Genomic DNA, 14,784 nt, shown 5'->3' with positions numbered 1-14,784 from the left:
CATGTCTGACCTTGTCGTCCGCCGATTGCTGATCGATCTCAGCACGCCCTTTGCCGTGCGCTGGAATGGCGGCGACGCCTTTCGCTCGGCCTTCTTCAACGCCCTGTCGATGAGCTTCCCGGTGGGCGAGCAGTACTTCATCGACTCGGTGCGCACCGGCCTGAAGTCCTTGCCGGAAGAAAAGCGCACCCCCTTTGCCGCCGAGGTGCAGGGCTTCATCGGCCAGGAGGCCACGCACCGGCGTATCCACGGGCTGTTCAATGAGCACCTGATTGCCCAGGGCCTGAGCAACGAGATCGAGCGGCGCGGGCTGCGCCGGCTGAAGGTCAACGCCCACCGCGACCTGCGCATCCACCTTGCGGCCACCGCGGCCACCGAGCATTTCACCGCCCTGTTCGCCGACTGGATGCTGCGCCATCCCGAGGCGCTGGCAGGTGCGGAGCCGCGCCTGCAGACGCTGTGGCTGTGGCACAGCGCCGAGGAGTCCGAGCACCGCTGCACGGCCTTCGACATGTACCAGGCCTGCGGTGGCAACCATGTCTGGCGGCTGCGCGTGTTCCGCTACATCACGATCACCTTCCTGTCCGACGTGACGCGCCAGACCCTGCGCAACCTCTGGCAGGACCGCGCGCTCTTCAAGATGAGCACCTGGCGCAGCGCCTGGCGGCTGCTGTTCAGCAAGGACGGCATGCTGCGGGGCAACTATGCGCAGTGGCGCGACTACACGCGCGAGGACTTCCATCCGAGCCAGCACGATGCCAGCCGCTCGCAGCAATGGCTGCGCGACAACGCCGCGCAGTTCAGCGTGGTCGGCGCCGCGAGCCCGGCAGCATGAGCGCCGCGCAAGGCTTGCTGCTTGCACTGGCCACGCTGTATGCCGCCTTCCTGTGCTGGTACGGCGGACGCGGCCGGCCGCTGAGCGCCGAGGAAATCGAGTCCTACCTGCAGCGGCTCGGCGCGCGGGCCAAGGGGCCGCAGGCCCAAGCGCTGCTGGACGACGTGCGTCTCCTGGTGAGCCATGACGATGGCCGCGAATTCGTGATGCAGAACCTGGTGCGCCACCGCGCCGAGGCGCTCTACCCGCCCGGCTACGAGCACTACGGCAAGAGCGCCAAGGCAGCCGACCAGCGCTATGGCCGCGCCCTGCTGCCGCACCTGCTGCGCTACGGCAACCTGCTGGTGTTCGTGGCGCGCCGCAGCGGCCAGTTCATCACCGAGCCCGGTGTGGCGCCCTGGGACTACGTGGCCATGGTGCGCTACCGCAGCCGGCGCGACTTCCTGCGCTTCGCCCTGGCCATCGAGCAACAGGACATCACGATGCACAAATGGGCGGCCATAGCGAGCACACAGGTGTTCCCGGTCCGGCCGATGATCAGCCTGCTGGCCGTGCGACTGCTGGTCGGTGCCCTGCTCGCCGTGGCGGCCCTGCCGCTGTACCTGTGGCTGTCCTGAGGAGCGCAAGCGCATGAGCAAGAGATGGCGCAAGGGCCTGCTGATCACGGCGGCGTTGCTGGTGCTGCTCGGCGGCCTGGCCTATGCCAACCGGCTGCTGATCCTGCAGTATTCCCTCGGCTGGTACACCGACCTCTTTTTTCCGCGCGGGCCGCATCGCCCGGCACCCTGGGAAGCCGGCCCCGCGCAGCCTGCGGGCAAGCGGCCACCGAACATCGTCGTCATCCTGGCCGACGACCTGGGCATCAACGACGTCACCATGGGCGGCGGTGGCCTCGCTGCGCTGGGCGTGCCGACGCCGGCCATCGACTCCATCGCCCGCGACGGCGCCCGCTTCGACCGCGGCTATGCGGGCAGTGCCGTGTGCACCGTCTCGCGCGCCGCGCTGCTGACCGGCCGCTACCCCTGGCGCTTCGGCGTCGAGTTCACGCCCACGCCGGGCGCCATGGCCCGCGTGGCCGGCGAGCTCTACGCAGACCCCGACCGGCTCTACCCGGTGCAGATCGACAAGCAGGCGGCGGCCGGCGCCAAGGACTTCAACGACCTCGGCATGCCGCCCTCCGAGATGACGCTGGCCAAGCTGCTGAAGCCCGCCGGCTACCACACGGTGCACATCGGCAAGTGGCACCTGGGCAGCACGCCCGAGATGCGGCCCAACAACCAGGGCTTCGATGAAACCCTGTTCATGGAAAGCGGTCTCTACCTGCCGGAGAAGGACCCGCGCGCCGTCAACGCCAAGCAGGACTTCGACCCGATCGACCGCTTCCTGTGGCCCAACATGCGCTTCGGCGTGAGCTTCAACGGCGGCCAATGGTTCGAGCCCGATCGCTACCTGACCGACTACTTCACCGACGAGGCGGTGCGCGTCATCGAGAAGAACAAGCACCGGCCCTTCCTGCTCTACCTCGCGCACTGGGGCGTGCACACGCCGCTGCAGGCCAGCAAGGAAGACTACGACGCCCTGCCCCAGATCAAGGACCACCGGCAGCGCGTCTATGCCGCCATGGTGCGTTCGCTGGACCGCAGCGTCGGCCGCGTGCTGCAGGCGCTGAAGGACCAGGGCCTCGACGACAACACCCTGGTGATCTTCACCAGCGACAACGGCGCACCCGGCTACATCGGCCTGCCCGACGTGAACCAGCCTTACCGGGGCTGGAAGCTCACCTTCTTCGAGGGCGGCCTGCGCGTGCCCTATGCCGCCAAGTGGCCGGGCCACATCGCGGCGGGCCAGCACTACCCGGCGCCGATCAGCAACATCGACGTGCTGCCCACGGCCGTTGCCGCGGCCGGGGCCAAGCTGCCGACGGACCGCGTGATTGACGGCGTCAACCTGCTGCCCTTCCTCGCCGGTGCGCCGGCCACGCAGCCGCAGCGGCCGCTGTTCTGGCGCGATGGCCGCTACCGCGCCGTGCAGGCTGAGGGCTGGAAGCTGATCTCCTCGGAGCTGCCGCGCAAGGAGTGGCTGTTCAACCTGAACGAGGACCCGACCGAGCGCCACAACCTGATCGCCAGCCGGGCCGACAAGCGCGACGCGCTGCGCAAGCTGCTCGAGTCTCACCATGCCGGCATGCCAGCGCCGCTCTGGCCCTCGTTCATCGCCCTGCCGGTGATGATCGACAAGACGCTGGACAAGAAGCAGCTGCCCGGCGACGAGTACACCTACTGGTTCAACTGACTCAACTGACACCGCGACGATGCGCCTGCCCACCCTGCCTCGCATGGCTCTCGTGTTGCTGCTTGCCGGCCTCGCCGGCGCTGCGCTGTGGGCCGCCCAGGCGCGCCGCGCGCCCGCGGTCGCCGAGCGCCTGCGCTGCGAGCTGCCCGCGCCGCCCCAGGGCAGCCCGCATCCAGACATGGCCTGGGTACCGGCCGGCCGCTATGTGCAAGGCGACGACATCTACCGCGAGGAGCAGCCCCGGCGCCCCGTGGAGGTGGCCGGCTTCTGGATGGACCGCACCGAGGTCACGAATGCGCAGTTCGCCGCCTTCGTGCACGCCACCGGCTACGTGACGACGGCAGAGCGGGCCGTCGATGCCGCGGCCCACCCCGAGCTGCCGCCGGAGCTGCGCCAGCCCGGGGCCGTGGTGTTCGTCGCGCCCGACAAGGTCGACGGCACGACCGATGTGCGCCAGTGGTGGCGCTTCATCCCTGGCGCCAACTGGCGCCATCCGGCCGGCCCGGCCACCTCGATCGAGGGGCGAGAAGCCTTCCCGGTGGTAGCCATCACGCTTGCGGATGCTGAAGCCTATGCGCGCTGGAGGGGCCGCAGCCTGCCCACCGAGGCCGAATGGGAATGGGCGGCGCGCTCCGCCAGCCCGAGCCGGCCGCCGCCCCAGCAGGAGCATGCCCAGCCCGAACAGGCCAACACCTGGCAGGGGCCGTTCCCGGTCAAGAACTCGGCCGCCGATGGGTTTCTCGGTCTGGCGCCGGCGGGCTGCTACGCGCCCAATGCGCTAGGCCTCTTTGACCTGATCGGCAATGTCTGGGAGCTCACGGTCGACCTCTACCGCCCCGGCCATTTCGAGGCCAGCAGCCCGCCGCCGGACCAGTTGCCCGCCGCGCTGCAGCGCGGCCAGACGGCCGTGCGCGTGATCAAGGGCGGCTCCTTCCTCTGCGCGCCCGACTACTGCATGCGCTACCGGGCCGGCGCCCGCCAGCCGCAGGAAGAAGACCTGGCCACCAGCCATCTGGGCTTTCGCACCGTGCTGCGCACAGCACCGCCATGACGCGCGCGCATCCATCCGCGAAGCGCTCCTCGCCCGCCCTGCGCCTGCTGGGCGGCGTGCTGGTGCTGCTCGCCCTGCTGACAGCCCTGCTGATCTCGCAGGCTGTTCGCATCCGGGCCGGCGCCGAGGCCTATCTGTACGGCTATCCGCTGGTCATCATGGAGCTCTCGCGCCAGGGCTCGGCCGCGGCCGTCGGCCCTGAGAACACGCTGCGCCGGGTGCGCCGTTTCCCCGCTGCCGACTTCAAGGCCGTGGTGCGCCCGAACGTGGACACGCTCTACACCTCGGCCTTCATCAATGCCGACCAGGGGCCCTGGGTGTTCGAGATGGCAGCGAATGCGCAGCGCTATGCGCTCATGCCCTTCATGGATGCCTGGACCCATGTGTTCGCGTCGCCGGGCACGCGCACCACCGGCACGGGTCCGGCAAGCTACCTGCTTGTGGGCCCGGGCTGGCAAGGCACGCCGCCGCCGGGCCTGACCTTGCTGCGTGCGCCGACGCAGATGGTCTGGCTGATCGGCCGCACGCAGACCAATGGCGTGGCCGACTACGCCACGGCCCACCGGCTGCAGGACGGCCTGAGCCTGCGCTCGCTGGCCGACTGGCAGGCCGGCCGCCCCACGCCCGAGCCTGCCTGGCGAGCTGCCGCCACACCACCGGTCGCGCCGATTGCCCAGATGCAGGCGATGGATGTCTCGACCTTCTTCGGCCACCTGGCCCGCCTGACGCAGGCCAACCCGCCGCATGCTCAAGACCGGGCGATGCTGGACCAGCTAGCGCGCCTGGGCGTGGGCCCCGGCCAGCCGCCTCAGTGGGGATGGCTGGAACGCCAGTCGGTCGCGCTCGGCCGCTGGCTGGCGGACTGGCGCATCGGCCAGGCGCTGCGAGACACGGCCGGCGCACAACAAGGCTGGCGGACGCCGCCCGCCAATCTCGGCGACTACGGCAGCGACTACGCCACGCGCGCAGCCGTCGCCATGGTGGGGCTGGGCGCCAACCTGCCGGCCGATTCGCTCTACCCCAGCACGCGTCTCGACGCGCAGGGCCAGCCGCTGCACGGCGACCATCGCTACCGCCTGCACTTCGCGGCCGGGCAATTGCCGCCGGTGCGCGCCTTCTGGTCGGTCACGGCCTACGGCATGGACGACTTCTTCCTGCCGGTGGCGACAGGCCGCTACGCCATCGGCGACCGCGACCCGCTTCAGTACAACGCCGACGGTTCGCTCGACCTGTGGCTACAGGCAGAAGCGCCCGAGGAAGCACGGCGCAGCAACTGGTTGCCGGTGCTGCGCGGCCAGCCGTTCCAATTGACGGCCCGGCTCTACTGGCCAGAACCGGCCGCCCTGGGCGGCGCCTGGACCATGCCCGGGCTCGAGCGGCAGCGCTGAGCCGGCAAGCCAGGCAGGGTCAGGCGGCCGGCGCCTGCTTGCGGATCAGGTAGTCGGCAATCAGGTTGCGGATGAAGGCGGCAATGCTGGCATTGCTGGAAGGCCGCGCCAGCGCCTGCACGCCGCCGGTGACCGCCAGGTAGAACAGCACCGAGAGCTCGGTGGCCGTCTTCTCGTCTCCGGTGAGGCGCTGGAACTTCTCGATGAACACGGCCATGCGCGCCTCGTCCACTGCCACGAGCAGCTTGGCCACGGCCGGGTCGCGCCGACCCAGACCGCGCAGCGCGAGCTCGAAGCGCATGTTCTTGAGGTCCACGCCACCGCGCGACAGGGCTTCGTCCAGCACATGCACCAGGTCGGCGACCGGGTCGTCGCTGGCATGGGCCTGCAGGCGGCGGTCATCGGCGATTTCGCGCTCGCACCATTGCTTGCACAGCGAGGTGACCAGGTCCGCATGGTCGGTGAAATGCCAGTAGAAGCTGCCGCGCGTGACACCGAGCTTGTCGGCGATCAGCAGCACGCGCACCTGGTCGAAGCCGCCTTCCACGACGGCCTCGTAGGCGGCATTGAGCCAGTCGTCGCGCCCCAGGCGTGCCGACTCGTTCTTGCTGGGGCGGGGACTCTTCCTGGGCGTCTTCTTGGGCGGCGTGCTGGTGTTCATGGCGGCAGGCATTGTGTCGCAGCAGGCCCCGGTGCCCGCGTTTTCCCTGTGCAGACGGGACGGGGTTGATCCGCTACATTCGTCTCGTCAAGACACAAGTGTATGGAGAATCAGAGCTGTTGAACAGCCATCTTCCAGCCAGACAAACCCAGGAGACATGGCCATGACCCGACGCACACCGCAACTCCCGCCCTCGCCGCTGCGCGGCCTTGCCGCCACGGCGCTGGCGCTCTCTGCCACCGGCCTTGCCACCCAGGCACTGGCCAGCGAGGGCTACAAGCTGCGGCAGTCGCCCGTCGGCGCTTTCGGCGGCGAGATGGCCACGCCGGCCGACAACCCAGGCTTCTTCGGTACCGTCGTGCTGAGCGTGGCCGACATCTACAAGGTGGTCGACGGCCAGGGCAACCGCATCGGCGTGCCGGCCCGCACCGTGCCGCTTCCCCTCAGCGGCCCGACCAAGGGCGCCGTCGGCGACGGTGTCTATTCGCTGTCGGTGCCCACCGGCACCGTCGACTTCAGCCAGCGCCAGAACCAGGTCAACCTGCTGGGTGGCTATCTCACCGAGAGCACCTATGGCGGCGGCCGCATCGCCTTCGCGATCAACGTGCCGCTGATCAGCCAGGAGCGAACCTTCATCGCCGCCCAGCCCCTGGGCACGGTGACGCCGACACCCTCTGCAGCACTGCCGGCCGCCTTGCGCGGCGCGATCAGCCAGGTGGCAGACGTGGTCAACGCCCAGGTCCAGGCCGGCGTGGCGGCTCAATCGGCCGCGCAATCGATCAAGGTCAGCGGTGTCGGTGATGCCGAGCTGTCGGCGGTCTGGGTGCACCACGAGGGCCATCTGAAGGTCGCGGCAGGTGCCTCGCTGTTCCTGCCCACCGGCAGCTACGACGCCGCACGCGGCCCGAACCCCGGCTTCGGCAATTTCTACACCTTGCGCCCCGGCGTGGCGGTCAGCTATTCGGTCAACCCCGACAAGCCGGGCGAATCCTGGACCTCGGGCGTCACCGTGGCGGGCCGGGTTTCCGTGGGGCTGAACACCAAGAACAAGGACACGCAGTACCTCAGCGGCAACTACGTCTACATGGAGTTCGGCGCGGTCAAGGTCATGGGTGACTGGGCACTCGGCGCGAACGTGCTGGGCATCCAGCAGTTCAGCGACGACTCAGGTACCGGCGCCGCCGCCCTGACCGACGGCAACCGCTACCGCAACTTCAGCTGGGGCCCTTTCCTGTCCTACAAGCTGCCGGGCAAGGAAGCTGGCTTCAACCTGCATTACAGCCAGAACTTCGGCGGCCGCAATACCCTGGTGACGCGCACCACCCAGCTTCGCTTCATCAAGGCCTGGTGAGGCGCTCGGGCATGGCGTCGCTCCTCCAGCGTCTGCTGATGCCCGCCATCAGCCAGCGCCTGCTCTCGCCCGAGCGGCTGGCCGCTCGCCGGGCGGCCTTCGAGCGGCGGCGCCTGGCGCGCGGCGCACCCCACCAGGTGCACTACTTCCATCAGGTCGACGACCCCTACAGCGCGTTGGCAGCCCAGCAACTGCCGGCGCTCGCGGCGCGCTACCGCGTCGATTGGGTGCCGCACCTGGTCCCACCTCCCGCCGCCAGTGCCGCGCCCGAACGCAAGCGCCTGGTGGCCTACAGCCGGCGCGATGCAGCCCTGCTCGCAGCCCACCTGGGCCTGTACTTCAAGGACCCCGGCGCCCAGCCCGATGCGGCCACCTTGGCGCGGGTGCAGGCTCAGCTGACGGCCGACCTCGCGCACGGCGACTTCATGAAACGCGCCGGCGAGCGCAGCGAGGCCCTGTGGCGCGGCCTCAGCCTGGCTGGCGAGGAAGCCGGGCCGATAGACGTGGCCCAGGCACTGGCCGAAGGCGGCCACACCCGGCAGCAGCTGGGTCACTACCTCGGCGCCACTTTCTTCTATGGCGGCGAGTGGTACTGGGGGCTGGACCGGCTGCACCACCTGGAACAGCGGCTGCAGGCGCTCGGCGCGCAGGCGCCGGGGGTGTCGGGCTGCCTGCATCCGCCCGCGCCCGACCTGGCCGCCCCCTGCCTCCTGGACACGCCCCCACCCATCGACTTCTTCTTCTCGCTGCGCAGCCCCTACTCGGCCATCGTGGCGCCGCGGGTGTTCGAACTGGGCCGGCTCACGGGTGCGCCGGTGCGCCTGCGTTTCGTGCTGCCCATGGTCATGCGCGGCCTGCCGGTGCCGCGCGAGAAGCGCCGCTACATCGCCGCCGATGCAGCCCGCGAGGCACGCCTGCGCGGCACGCCCTTCGGCCGCATCAATGACCCGGTGGGACGGCCGACCGAGCGCGGCCTCGCCCTGATACCGCTCGCCGAAAGCCTGGGCCGGGGCCAGGCCTATGTGAGCAGCTTCATGCAGGGCGTCTGGGCCGAAGGGCTGGACGCCGGCAGCGACCGCGGCCTGCGTCGCATCGCGGAGCGTGCCGGCCTCGATTGGGCGCAGGCCCAGCGCGCCCTGCTGGACGAGCAATGGCGCCAGACCGCCGAGGCCAATCGCCAGGCCCTGCTCGGGCTGGGCCTGTGGGGCGTGCCCTCGTTCAGCGTGGGGGCCTGCGCCGTTTGGGGCCAGGACCGCTTGTGGGCGGTGACCGAGACCCTATTGTCGAAAGCGATCCCCTGATGCAGCAGCAGCAGCAGAAGCTGAACCGACTGACGCCCTTGATGGCCCTGGCGCTTGCGGGCATCGCGGGGGCCGCGCCCACGCCCGCCCCCGATGCACCTCGCCGGCCCAATATCGTGGTCTTCCTGGCCGACGACTGGGGCTTCAGCGACGTGGGCGCCTTCGGCGGCGAGATCGCCACGCCCAACCTCGACGCCCTGGCCAGGCGCGGCATGCGCTTTTCCAACTTCCATGTGAGCGCCTCCTGCTCGCCCACCCGCTCGATGCTGCTCACCGGCGTGGACAACCACCGCAATGGCGTCGGCAACATGCGCGAGGCGATTCCGCTGGAGCACCTCGGCCAGCCCGGCTACCTGAGCGTGCTCAAGCGCGAGGTCGTGACCGTGGCCTCGCTCTTGCGCGACAGCGGCTACCGCACCTATGTGGCCGGCAAATGGCATGTGGGCAAGGAGCCCTACAACCTGCCGGACCAGCGCGGCTTCGACCGCTCGCTGATCCAGGGCGACAGCGGCTCCGACAACTGGGAGACCGGCAAGCGCTACCTGGACCTGAACGACCAGGTCTACTGGTACGAAGACGGCAAGCCCGCCAAGATGCCCGCCGACTACTACTCGTCGGAGTATTTCGTCGACCGCGCCATCGACTACATCCGCAGCGACAAGCGCCAGCAGCAGCCCTTCTTCGCCTACGTGGCCTTCCAGGCCAACCACATCCCGCTGCAGGCCCCCAAGGCCTTCATCGACAAGTACAAGGGCCGCTACGACGCCGGCTGGGACGCGATCCGCCAGGCCCGGCGCGACCGCGCTGCCGCGCTCGGCCTGGTGCCGCCCGACACGGCCATGGTGCGCATGAGCACCACGGCCGACTGGGCCAGCAACACGCCGCAGCAGCAGGCCTACGACGCCCGCCGCATGGAGGTCTATGCGGCCATGGCCGAGGCCATGGACCACCATGTGGGCCGCCTGGTCGACTACCTGAAGCAGACCGGCCAGTACGACAACACGGTCTTCCTGTTTCTGTCCGACAACGGGTCGGAAGCTTCCGACCCCTACGAGGTGCCGCTCGGCCGGCTGTGGCTGGACTGGCAGTACAAGCGCGACATCGACAGCCTCGGGGCCAAGGGCGCCTACACCGTGATCGGCCCAAGCTGGGGCAGCGCCGCCGCCTCGCCACTGGCCACCTACAAGTTCTACAGCGGCGAAGGCGGCATCCGCGTGCCGCTGATCGTGGCGGGCGTGCCCGACATGCCGGCCGACAAGGTCCAGAACAGCTTCACGCACATCAACGACATCGTGCCCACGCTGCTGGAACTCGCAGGCACGCAGCACCCGGGCACGCAGTACCGCGGCCAGCCGGTCGAGCCCATCCACGGCCGCAGCCTGCTGCCCGCCCTGCGCGGCGAAGTCGAACGCGTGCATCCGGCCGACGAGCCGGTGGGCTATGAGCTGTCCGGCAACGAGGCCTTGTTCAAGGGCGACCTCAAGCTGATACGCAACATCCCGCCGGTGGGCGACGGGCAATGGCATCTCTACGACATCCGCCGCGACCCCGGTGAGACCACCGACCTGAAAGCGCAACGGCCCGAGGTCTTCCGCCAGATGCTGGCCGACTACGAGGCCTATGCCAAGGCCAACGGCGTGCTGCCCATGCCGCCCGACTATGAGCCGCGCCAGCAGGTGATGACCAATGCCATCCACCTGGTCTACATCCCGCGCTACCGCGCGCCGGTCATCGCCGCTCTGTTGCTGGTCGGAGTCGGCCTGGGCTTCTGGATCTGGCGCCGGCGCCGCGCCCGATGAGTGCAGCCGGCTACTTCGACAGCCCCTGGCCCGGCGAGGACGGCGGGCCGGCACGCCTGCAATCGCCGCATGGCACACCGGGCCTCGCGCTGCAGCCCGGCGAGCGCCTCGCGCAGACCAGCCGCCGCACCCAACTCAGCACCATGACCGTGCTGGGCGCGCCCGGCGAGGTCTTCCTGCTGACGCATTCGGCCTTGCGCGCGCACCTCGGCCTGCCGACCACAGCCTGCGTGGAGCGCATCGACCCGGTCAGCCTGCGCACGCTGCGGTGCTCACCCCGACTGCGCGGCGGACCCATGTGGCCGGGCGGCCTGGCCGTGCACCGCAACGGCTCGCTCTACGTGGTCTATGGCCGGCATGGGCACCGGCTGGACAGCGACTGCCAGCTGATGGCCAGTTGCGAGCTGCCGGTGGCCGAGCCCTACAACTCCTTCGTGATCCTGGACAACGGCCTGATCGTCACCAAGAACCTGTCCGAACGCACCCCGGCGCGCCTGAGCGTGCTGGACGAGCAATTGGCCAGCGCCGCGGCCGACGTGGACCTGCCCGAGCCATCTGTTGCCAGGCTCAGTGCCGTGGGCAATACCGTCTACGTGGTGGGGCTGCGCCATCTCTACCGCTACCGCTGGGATGACGCGTCTCGCCAACTGCAGTTGGACTCCGGCTGGCAACCCGACTACCTGGCCGGCAGCCCCAACAGCCATGGCTGGGACCTGGTGGTCGACGGCGACCAGGCCTGGCTGATGGACAACGGCCGCCACCGCTACCTGGTGCGCATGACCGGTGCCGCACGCAGCGCCGGCGCCAACCGCCTGATCCGCGTGTCGCTGCGCGACGGCTCGGTGCAGGCCCTGGAGGTCAGCGGCCTGCCGCGCGGCGCCATCACCAACCCACCGCTGCTGGACCCGCGCCGGCGCATCGTCGTCGCCTACGACTCGGCCAATGCAGTGCTGCGCGCCTGGCGCTATGGCGAGGCACTGGCCGACCTGGCCCCGCTCTGGCAGCGCCAGCCCTTCGGTGCGGCCAGCCACATGATCCTGTACCCCGACACCGGCGAGCTGGTGGTCAACGACCACCGGGGCCTGCGCGAGTCGGTCGTGGTGCTTGCCATCGAGACGGGTGCCGAGCTCGGCCGGGTGCGCACCGCCGGCCACATGCAGGGCGTGGTATTCCCGAGCAGCGGCTTCGGGCGCGATTTCTACTGGTCCTCGATGGACCGCCTCACCCGGGTGCATGTGCAATGAAAGCCAAGACCATCCTCATCACCGGCGCGGGCAGCGGCATCGGCCGCGACGCGGCGTTTGCACTTGCGGCACGCGGCCACCGCGTGATCGCCACCACCGCCGACGAGGCCCAGGCCACGGCCTTGCGCGCCGAGAGCGAGCGCCGGGGCCAGCGACTGCAGGTGCGCAAGCTCGACATCACCGACCCGGCCGACCGCGAAAGCCTGCGCGACGAGCCGCTGGACGTGCTGATCAACAACGCCGGCGTGGGCGAATCCGGCTCGCTCGCCGAGGTGGATGTGCAGCGCATACGTCAGACCTTCGAGGTCAATCTCTTTTCGACCCTGGCCCTCAGCCAGGTTGCGCTGGCCGGCATGATCGCGCGCCGCTCGGGCACGGTGCTGTTCGTCAGCTCCATCGCCGGCCGCGTGCCCATGCCCTTTCTGATGCCGTATTCGATGAGCAAGTTCGCGTTGTCGGCCGGCGCCGCCGGACTGCGGGCCGAGCTCGACCGGCTCCGATGCGGCGTGCAGGTGGCGCTGATCGAGCCAGGCGCGATCCACACCGGCTTCAACCAGCGCATGACCGAGCGCAAGTACGCCTGGATGCAGCAGAGCTCCTACTTCGCCGGCCAGGTGGAGCAACTGCGGGCCGAGGAGACCCGCGTGTTCCGGCTGCTGGAGGCGCGCAGCACCGACGGCATCGTGGCCAAGATCGTCCTTGCCGCGCAAGCCAAGCGCCCGCGCCTGCGCTACGTCTCGCCCTGGTGGCAGGGCCTCGGGGTGCAGCTGGCGCGCATCTTCGGCGTTTGATCCGCCTTGAATCGGGAGCCTTCGATGAAGCTGAAGAAACTTGCCCTGGGTCTGGGCCTGCTGGCCGCGCTGGGCCTGGCCCTGGCCTATGTCTACCGCGCGCCGCTGAGCCTGGCCATCGCCAGCCGCGTGGCCACGGCCCACCTGGCCGCCGACCCGTTGCGCGAGCTGCCCGATGGCCTGCATGTGGGACTGTGCGGCGCCGGATCGCCCTTCTCCGACGACAAGCGCGGCGGCCCCTGCACCCTGGTCATCGCCGGGCCGCATGCCTTCGTCTTCGACGCCGGCAACACTTCCGTGCGCAACCTGGGGCGCTTCGGCCTGGCCCATGGCCGCATCGAGGCGATCTTCCTCACGCATTTCCATTCGGACCACCTTGACGGCCTGGGCGAGCTGCTGCTGCAGCGCTGGGTCTCGACCGGCAATGCCAAGCCAGCGCCGGTCTACGGCCCCGAGGGCGTGCAGGACGTGGTGGACGGCCTGCGCCAGGCCTACCGCGCCGACAGCGGCTACCGCATCGCCCACCACGGCGAGGCCACGCTGCCGCCTGGCGGTTTTGGCGGCGAGGCCCGGGCCTTCACCGTGCCGCAGAACGGGCCGCTGGTGCTGCTGAAGGAAGGCGATCTGGAGATCGCCGCGTTCGCCGTGGATCATGCGCCGGTCCATCCGGCCGTGGGCTACCGCATCCGCTACAAGGACCGCAGCGTGGTGATCAGCGGCGACACCAAGAAGTCGGCCGCGGTCACGCGCGAGGCCCGGGGCGTGGACCTGCTGGTGCACGAGGCCCTGGCCGCGCCCATGGTCGGCCTGATCGGCGAGGCCGCCGCCAAGGCCGGCCGGCCCAACGTGAAGAAGCTGATGGCCGACATCGTGGACTACCACAGCTCGCCCGAGCAAGCGGCCGAGGTGGCGCGCGATGCCCAGGTGCGCTACCTGCTGCTCAACCACATCGCGCCGCCGCTGCCCTTGCCCGGCATGGAGGCCGCCTTCCTCGGGCGAGCCGGCGAGATCTACACCGGCCCGCTGCGTGTGGGCATCGATGGTGATCTTGTGAGCCTGCCGGCCAGCAGCCCCGAGATCCGGCACCAGCGTCGCTTCTGAATTTAGGAGATTCCCATGACGCGTCCCTTGCAGGTGCTGCGCACCCCCGAGGCCTGCTTTGCCCAGTTGCCCGACTTCCCCTACGAGCCGCACTACCTCGAGATCGACGGCCTGCGCTATGCCTACATCGACGAAGGCCCGCGTGATGGCGCGCCGGTCTTGCTGATGCATGGCGAGCCGACCTGGTCCTACCTGTACCGCAAGATGATCCCGGGCCTCGTGGCCGCCGGCCATCGCGTCATCGTGCCCGACCTGATCGGCTTCGGCCGTTCCGACAAGCCGACCGAGCGCCAGGTCTATTCCTATGCCCAGCATGTGCGCTGGATGTGCGACTGGCTGCTGGCGATGGACCTGCGCGGGCTCACGCTGTTCTGCCAGGACTGGGGCTCGCTGATCGGCCTGCGCATGCTCACCACCCACCCGGACCGCTTCGCCCGCGCCGTGCTGGCCAATGGCGGCCTGCCCACCGGCACGGTGCCGGTGCCGCGTGCCTTCAAGCTCTGGCGCGCGTTCGCACGCTGGAGCCCCTGGTTCCCGATCGGGCGCATCGTCGACAGCGGCTGCGTGGCCAAGCTCAGCCCGGCCGAGATCGCGGCCTATGACGCGCCCTTCCCCGGCCGGCGCTACCGCCTCGCGGCGCGCCTGTTCCCGGGCTTTGTGCCGACCACGCCGAACGACCCCGAGCGCGCCGCCAACGAGCAGGCCTGGGCGGTGCTGAAGCGCTGGGACAAGCCCTTTCTGACCCTCTTCAGCAGCCGCGACCCGATCACGCGGGGCGGCGAAAAGCTGTTCCAGCGCCTGGTGCCCGGGGCCCAGGGGCAGCCGCACGCCATCACGCGCGGCGCGGGGCACTTTCTGCAGGAAGACAAGGGCCCCGAACTGGCCCAGGCCATCGCGGACTTCATCCGTCAGACCACGGTGGTGGACGGCTGATCGTCACCTGAGGTCTACTGCATGCCAAGGTCGGCAC

The 14,784-nt window shown here is 69.8% G+C and carries 13 protein-coding genes; 12 read left to right on the top strand and 1 reads right to left on the bottom strand.

Going from position 1 to position 14,784, the window contains the following annotated elements:
• Position 1: 1 nt before the first annotated feature.
• Genes ABT392_RS03515 through ABT392_RS03495 form a run of 5 tightly spaced genes read left to right on the top strand, consistent with a single transcriptional unit; the run spans position 2 to position 5,566 of the window.
• Complete coding sequence (locus tag ABT392_RS03515) at positions 2-835, top strand: metal-dependent hydrolase (RefSeq protein ID WP_334278728.1); 834 nt, start codon at positions 2-4, stop codon at positions 833-835.
• On the top strand, positions 832-1,452 hold the full coding sequence (locus tag ABT392_RS03510; protein WP_395386597.1) for a hypothetical protein: 621 nt from the start codon (positions 832-834) through the stop codon (positions 1,450-1,452). Before ABT392_RS03515 ends, ABT392_RS03510 begins: the two co-directional genes overlap by 4 nt.
• A gap of 13 nt (positions 1,453-1,465) precedes the next feature.
• Positions 1,466-3,127: a sulfatase-like hydrolase/transferase gene (locus ABT392_RS03505; RefSeq protein ID WP_464970907.1), complete on the top strand. Its 1,662-nt coding sequence runs from the start codon at positions 1,466-1,468 to the stop codon at positions 3,125-3,127.
• Positions 3,128-3,146: 19 nt separating this feature from the next.
• A complete protein-coding gene (locus ABT392_RS03500; protein WP_395386599.1) occupies positions 3,147-4,178 on the top strand; it encodes a formylglycine-generating enzyme family protein in 1,032 nt (343 codons plus the stop codon).
• Positions 4,175-5,566: a DUF1254 domain-containing protein gene (locus ABT392_RS03495; protein ID WP_395386600.1), complete on the top strand. Its 1,392-nt coding sequence runs from the start codon at positions 4,175-4,177 to the stop codon at positions 5,564-5,566. Before ABT392_RS03500 ends, ABT392_RS03495 begins: the two co-directional genes overlap by 4 nt.
• Before the next feature lie 19 nt (positions 5,567-5,585).
• Here the strand turns inward: ABT392_RS03495 and ABT392_RS03490 are convergent, their stop codons facing one another.
• Positions 5,586-6,227 (bottom strand): TetR/AcrR family transcriptional regulator, encoded by a 642-nt coding sequence (locus ABT392_RS03490; RefSeq protein WP_395386601.1) that lies wholly within the window; start codon positions 6,225-6,227, stop codon positions 5,586-5,588.
• A 163-nt stretch (positions 6,228-6,390) separates the two neighbouring features.
• Here ABT392_RS03490 and ABT392_RS03485 point away from each other — a divergent pair, with 163 nt between their 5' ends.
• From ABT392_RS03485 to ABT392_RS03455, 7 genes are read left to right on the top strand one after another with little or no spacing between them, the layout of a single operon-like run.
• Positions 6,391-7,578: a SphA family protein gene (locus ABT392_RS03485; RefSeq protein ID WP_334278722.1), complete on the top strand. Its 1,188-nt coding sequence runs from the start codon at positions 6,391-6,393 to the stop codon at positions 7,576-7,578.
• Positions 7,579-7,589: 11 nt separating this feature from the next.
• Entirely contained in the window at positions 7,590-8,879 is a 1,290-nt protein-coding gene (locus ABT392_RS03480; protein WP_395386602.1) for a DsbA family protein, read from the top strand.
• The gene (locus tag ABT392_RS03475; RefSeq protein ID WP_395386603.1) at positions 8,879-10,678 is read left to right on the top strand and encodes an arylsulfatase; all 1,800 of its coding nucleotides are present in this window, start codon (positions 8,879-8,881) and stop codon (positions 10,676-10,678) included. The genes ABT392_RS03480 and ABT392_RS03475 overlap by 1 nt, the downstream gene beginning before the upstream one ends.
• A complete protein-coding gene (locus tag ABT392_RS03470; RefSeq protein ID WP_395386604.1) occupies positions 10,675-11,922 on the top strand; it encodes a hypothetical protein in 1,248 nt (415 codons plus the stop codon). Before ABT392_RS03475 ends, ABT392_RS03470 begins: the two co-directional genes overlap by 4 nt.
• Positions 11,919-12,713, top strand: a complete 795-nt coding sequence (locus tag ABT392_RS03465; protein WP_395386605.1) for an SDR family NAD(P)-dependent oxidoreductase — start codon at positions 11,919-11,921, stop codon at positions 12,711-12,713. The genes ABT392_RS03470 and ABT392_RS03465 overlap by 4 nt, the downstream gene beginning before the upstream one ends.
• 24 nt (positions 12,714-12,737) lie before the next feature.
• Entirely contained in the window at positions 12,738-13,814 is a 1,077-nt protein-coding gene (locus ABT392_RS03460; protein ID WP_334278717.1) for an MBL fold metallo-hydrolase, read from the top strand.
• A 15-nt stretch (positions 13,815-13,829) separates the two neighbouring features.
• Entirely contained in the window at positions 13,830-14,747 is a 918-nt protein-coding gene (locus ABT392_RS03455) for a haloalkane dehalogenase (protein WP_334278716.1), read from the top strand.
• Positions 14,748-14,784 lie beyond the last annotated feature (37 nt).

It is taken from the genome of Paucibacter sp. JuS9 (assembly GCF_044043925.2).
GTDB lineage: Bacteria > Pseudomonadota > Gammaproteobacteria > Burkholderiales > Burkholderiaceae_C > JAUASW01.
This window is presented reverse-complemented; position numbering and strand designations above follow the sequence as displayed.

Bases quoted from the DNA above. Each gene is read 5' to 3' on its own strand.
- ABT392_RS03515 (WP_334278728.1), top strand. From the start codon at position 2: ATGTCTGACCTTGTCGTCCGCCGATTGCTGATCGATCTCAGCACGCCC.
- ABT392_RS03510 (WP_395386597.1), top strand. From the start codon at position 832: ATGAGCGCCGCGCAAGGCTTGCTGCTTGCACTGGCCACGCTGTATGCC.
- ABT392_RS03505 (WP_464970907.1), top strand. From the start codon at position 1,466: ATGAGCAAGAGATGGCGCAAGGGCCTGCTGATCACGGCGGCGTTGCTG.
- ABT392_RS03500 (WP_395386599.1), top strand. From the start codon at position 3,147: ATGCGCCTGCCCACCCTGCCTCGCATGGCTCTCGTGTTGCTGCTTGCC.
- ABT392_RS03495 (WP_395386600.1), top strand. From the start codon at position 4,175: ATGACGCGCGCGCATCCATCCGCGAAGCGCTCCTCGCCCGCCCTGCGC.
- ABT392_RS03490 (WP_395386601.1), bottom strand. From the start codon at position 6,227: ATGAACACCAGCACGCCGCCCAAGAAGACGCCCAGGAAGAGTCCCCGC.
- ABT392_RS03485 (WP_334278722.1), top strand. From the start codon at position 6,391: ATGACCCGACGCACACCGCAACTCCCGCCCTCGCCGCTGCGCGGCCTT.
- ABT392_RS03480 (WP_395386602.1), top strand. From the start codon at position 7,590: ATGGCGTCGCTCCTCCAGCGTCTGCTGATGCCCGCCATCAGCCAGCGC.
- ABT392_RS03475 (WP_395386603.1), top strand. From the start codon at position 8,879: ATGCAGCAGCAGCAGCAGAAGCTGAACCGACTGACGCCCTTGATGGCC.
- ABT392_RS03470 (WP_395386604.1), top strand. From the start codon at position 10,675: ATGAGTGCAGCCGGCTACTTCGACAGCCCCTGGCCCGGCGAGGACGGC.
- ABT392_RS03465 (WP_395386605.1), top strand. From the start codon at position 11,919: ATGAAAGCCAAGACCATCCTCATCACCGGCGCGGGCAGCGGCATCGGC.
- ABT392_RS03460 (WP_334278717.1), top strand. From the start codon at position 12,738: ATGAAGCTGAAGAAACTTGCCCTGGGTCTGGGCCTGCTGGCCGCGCTG.
- ABT392_RS03455 (WP_334278716.1), top strand. From the start codon at position 13,830: ATGACGCGTCCCTTGCAGGTGCTGCGCACCCCCGAGGCCTGCTTTGCC.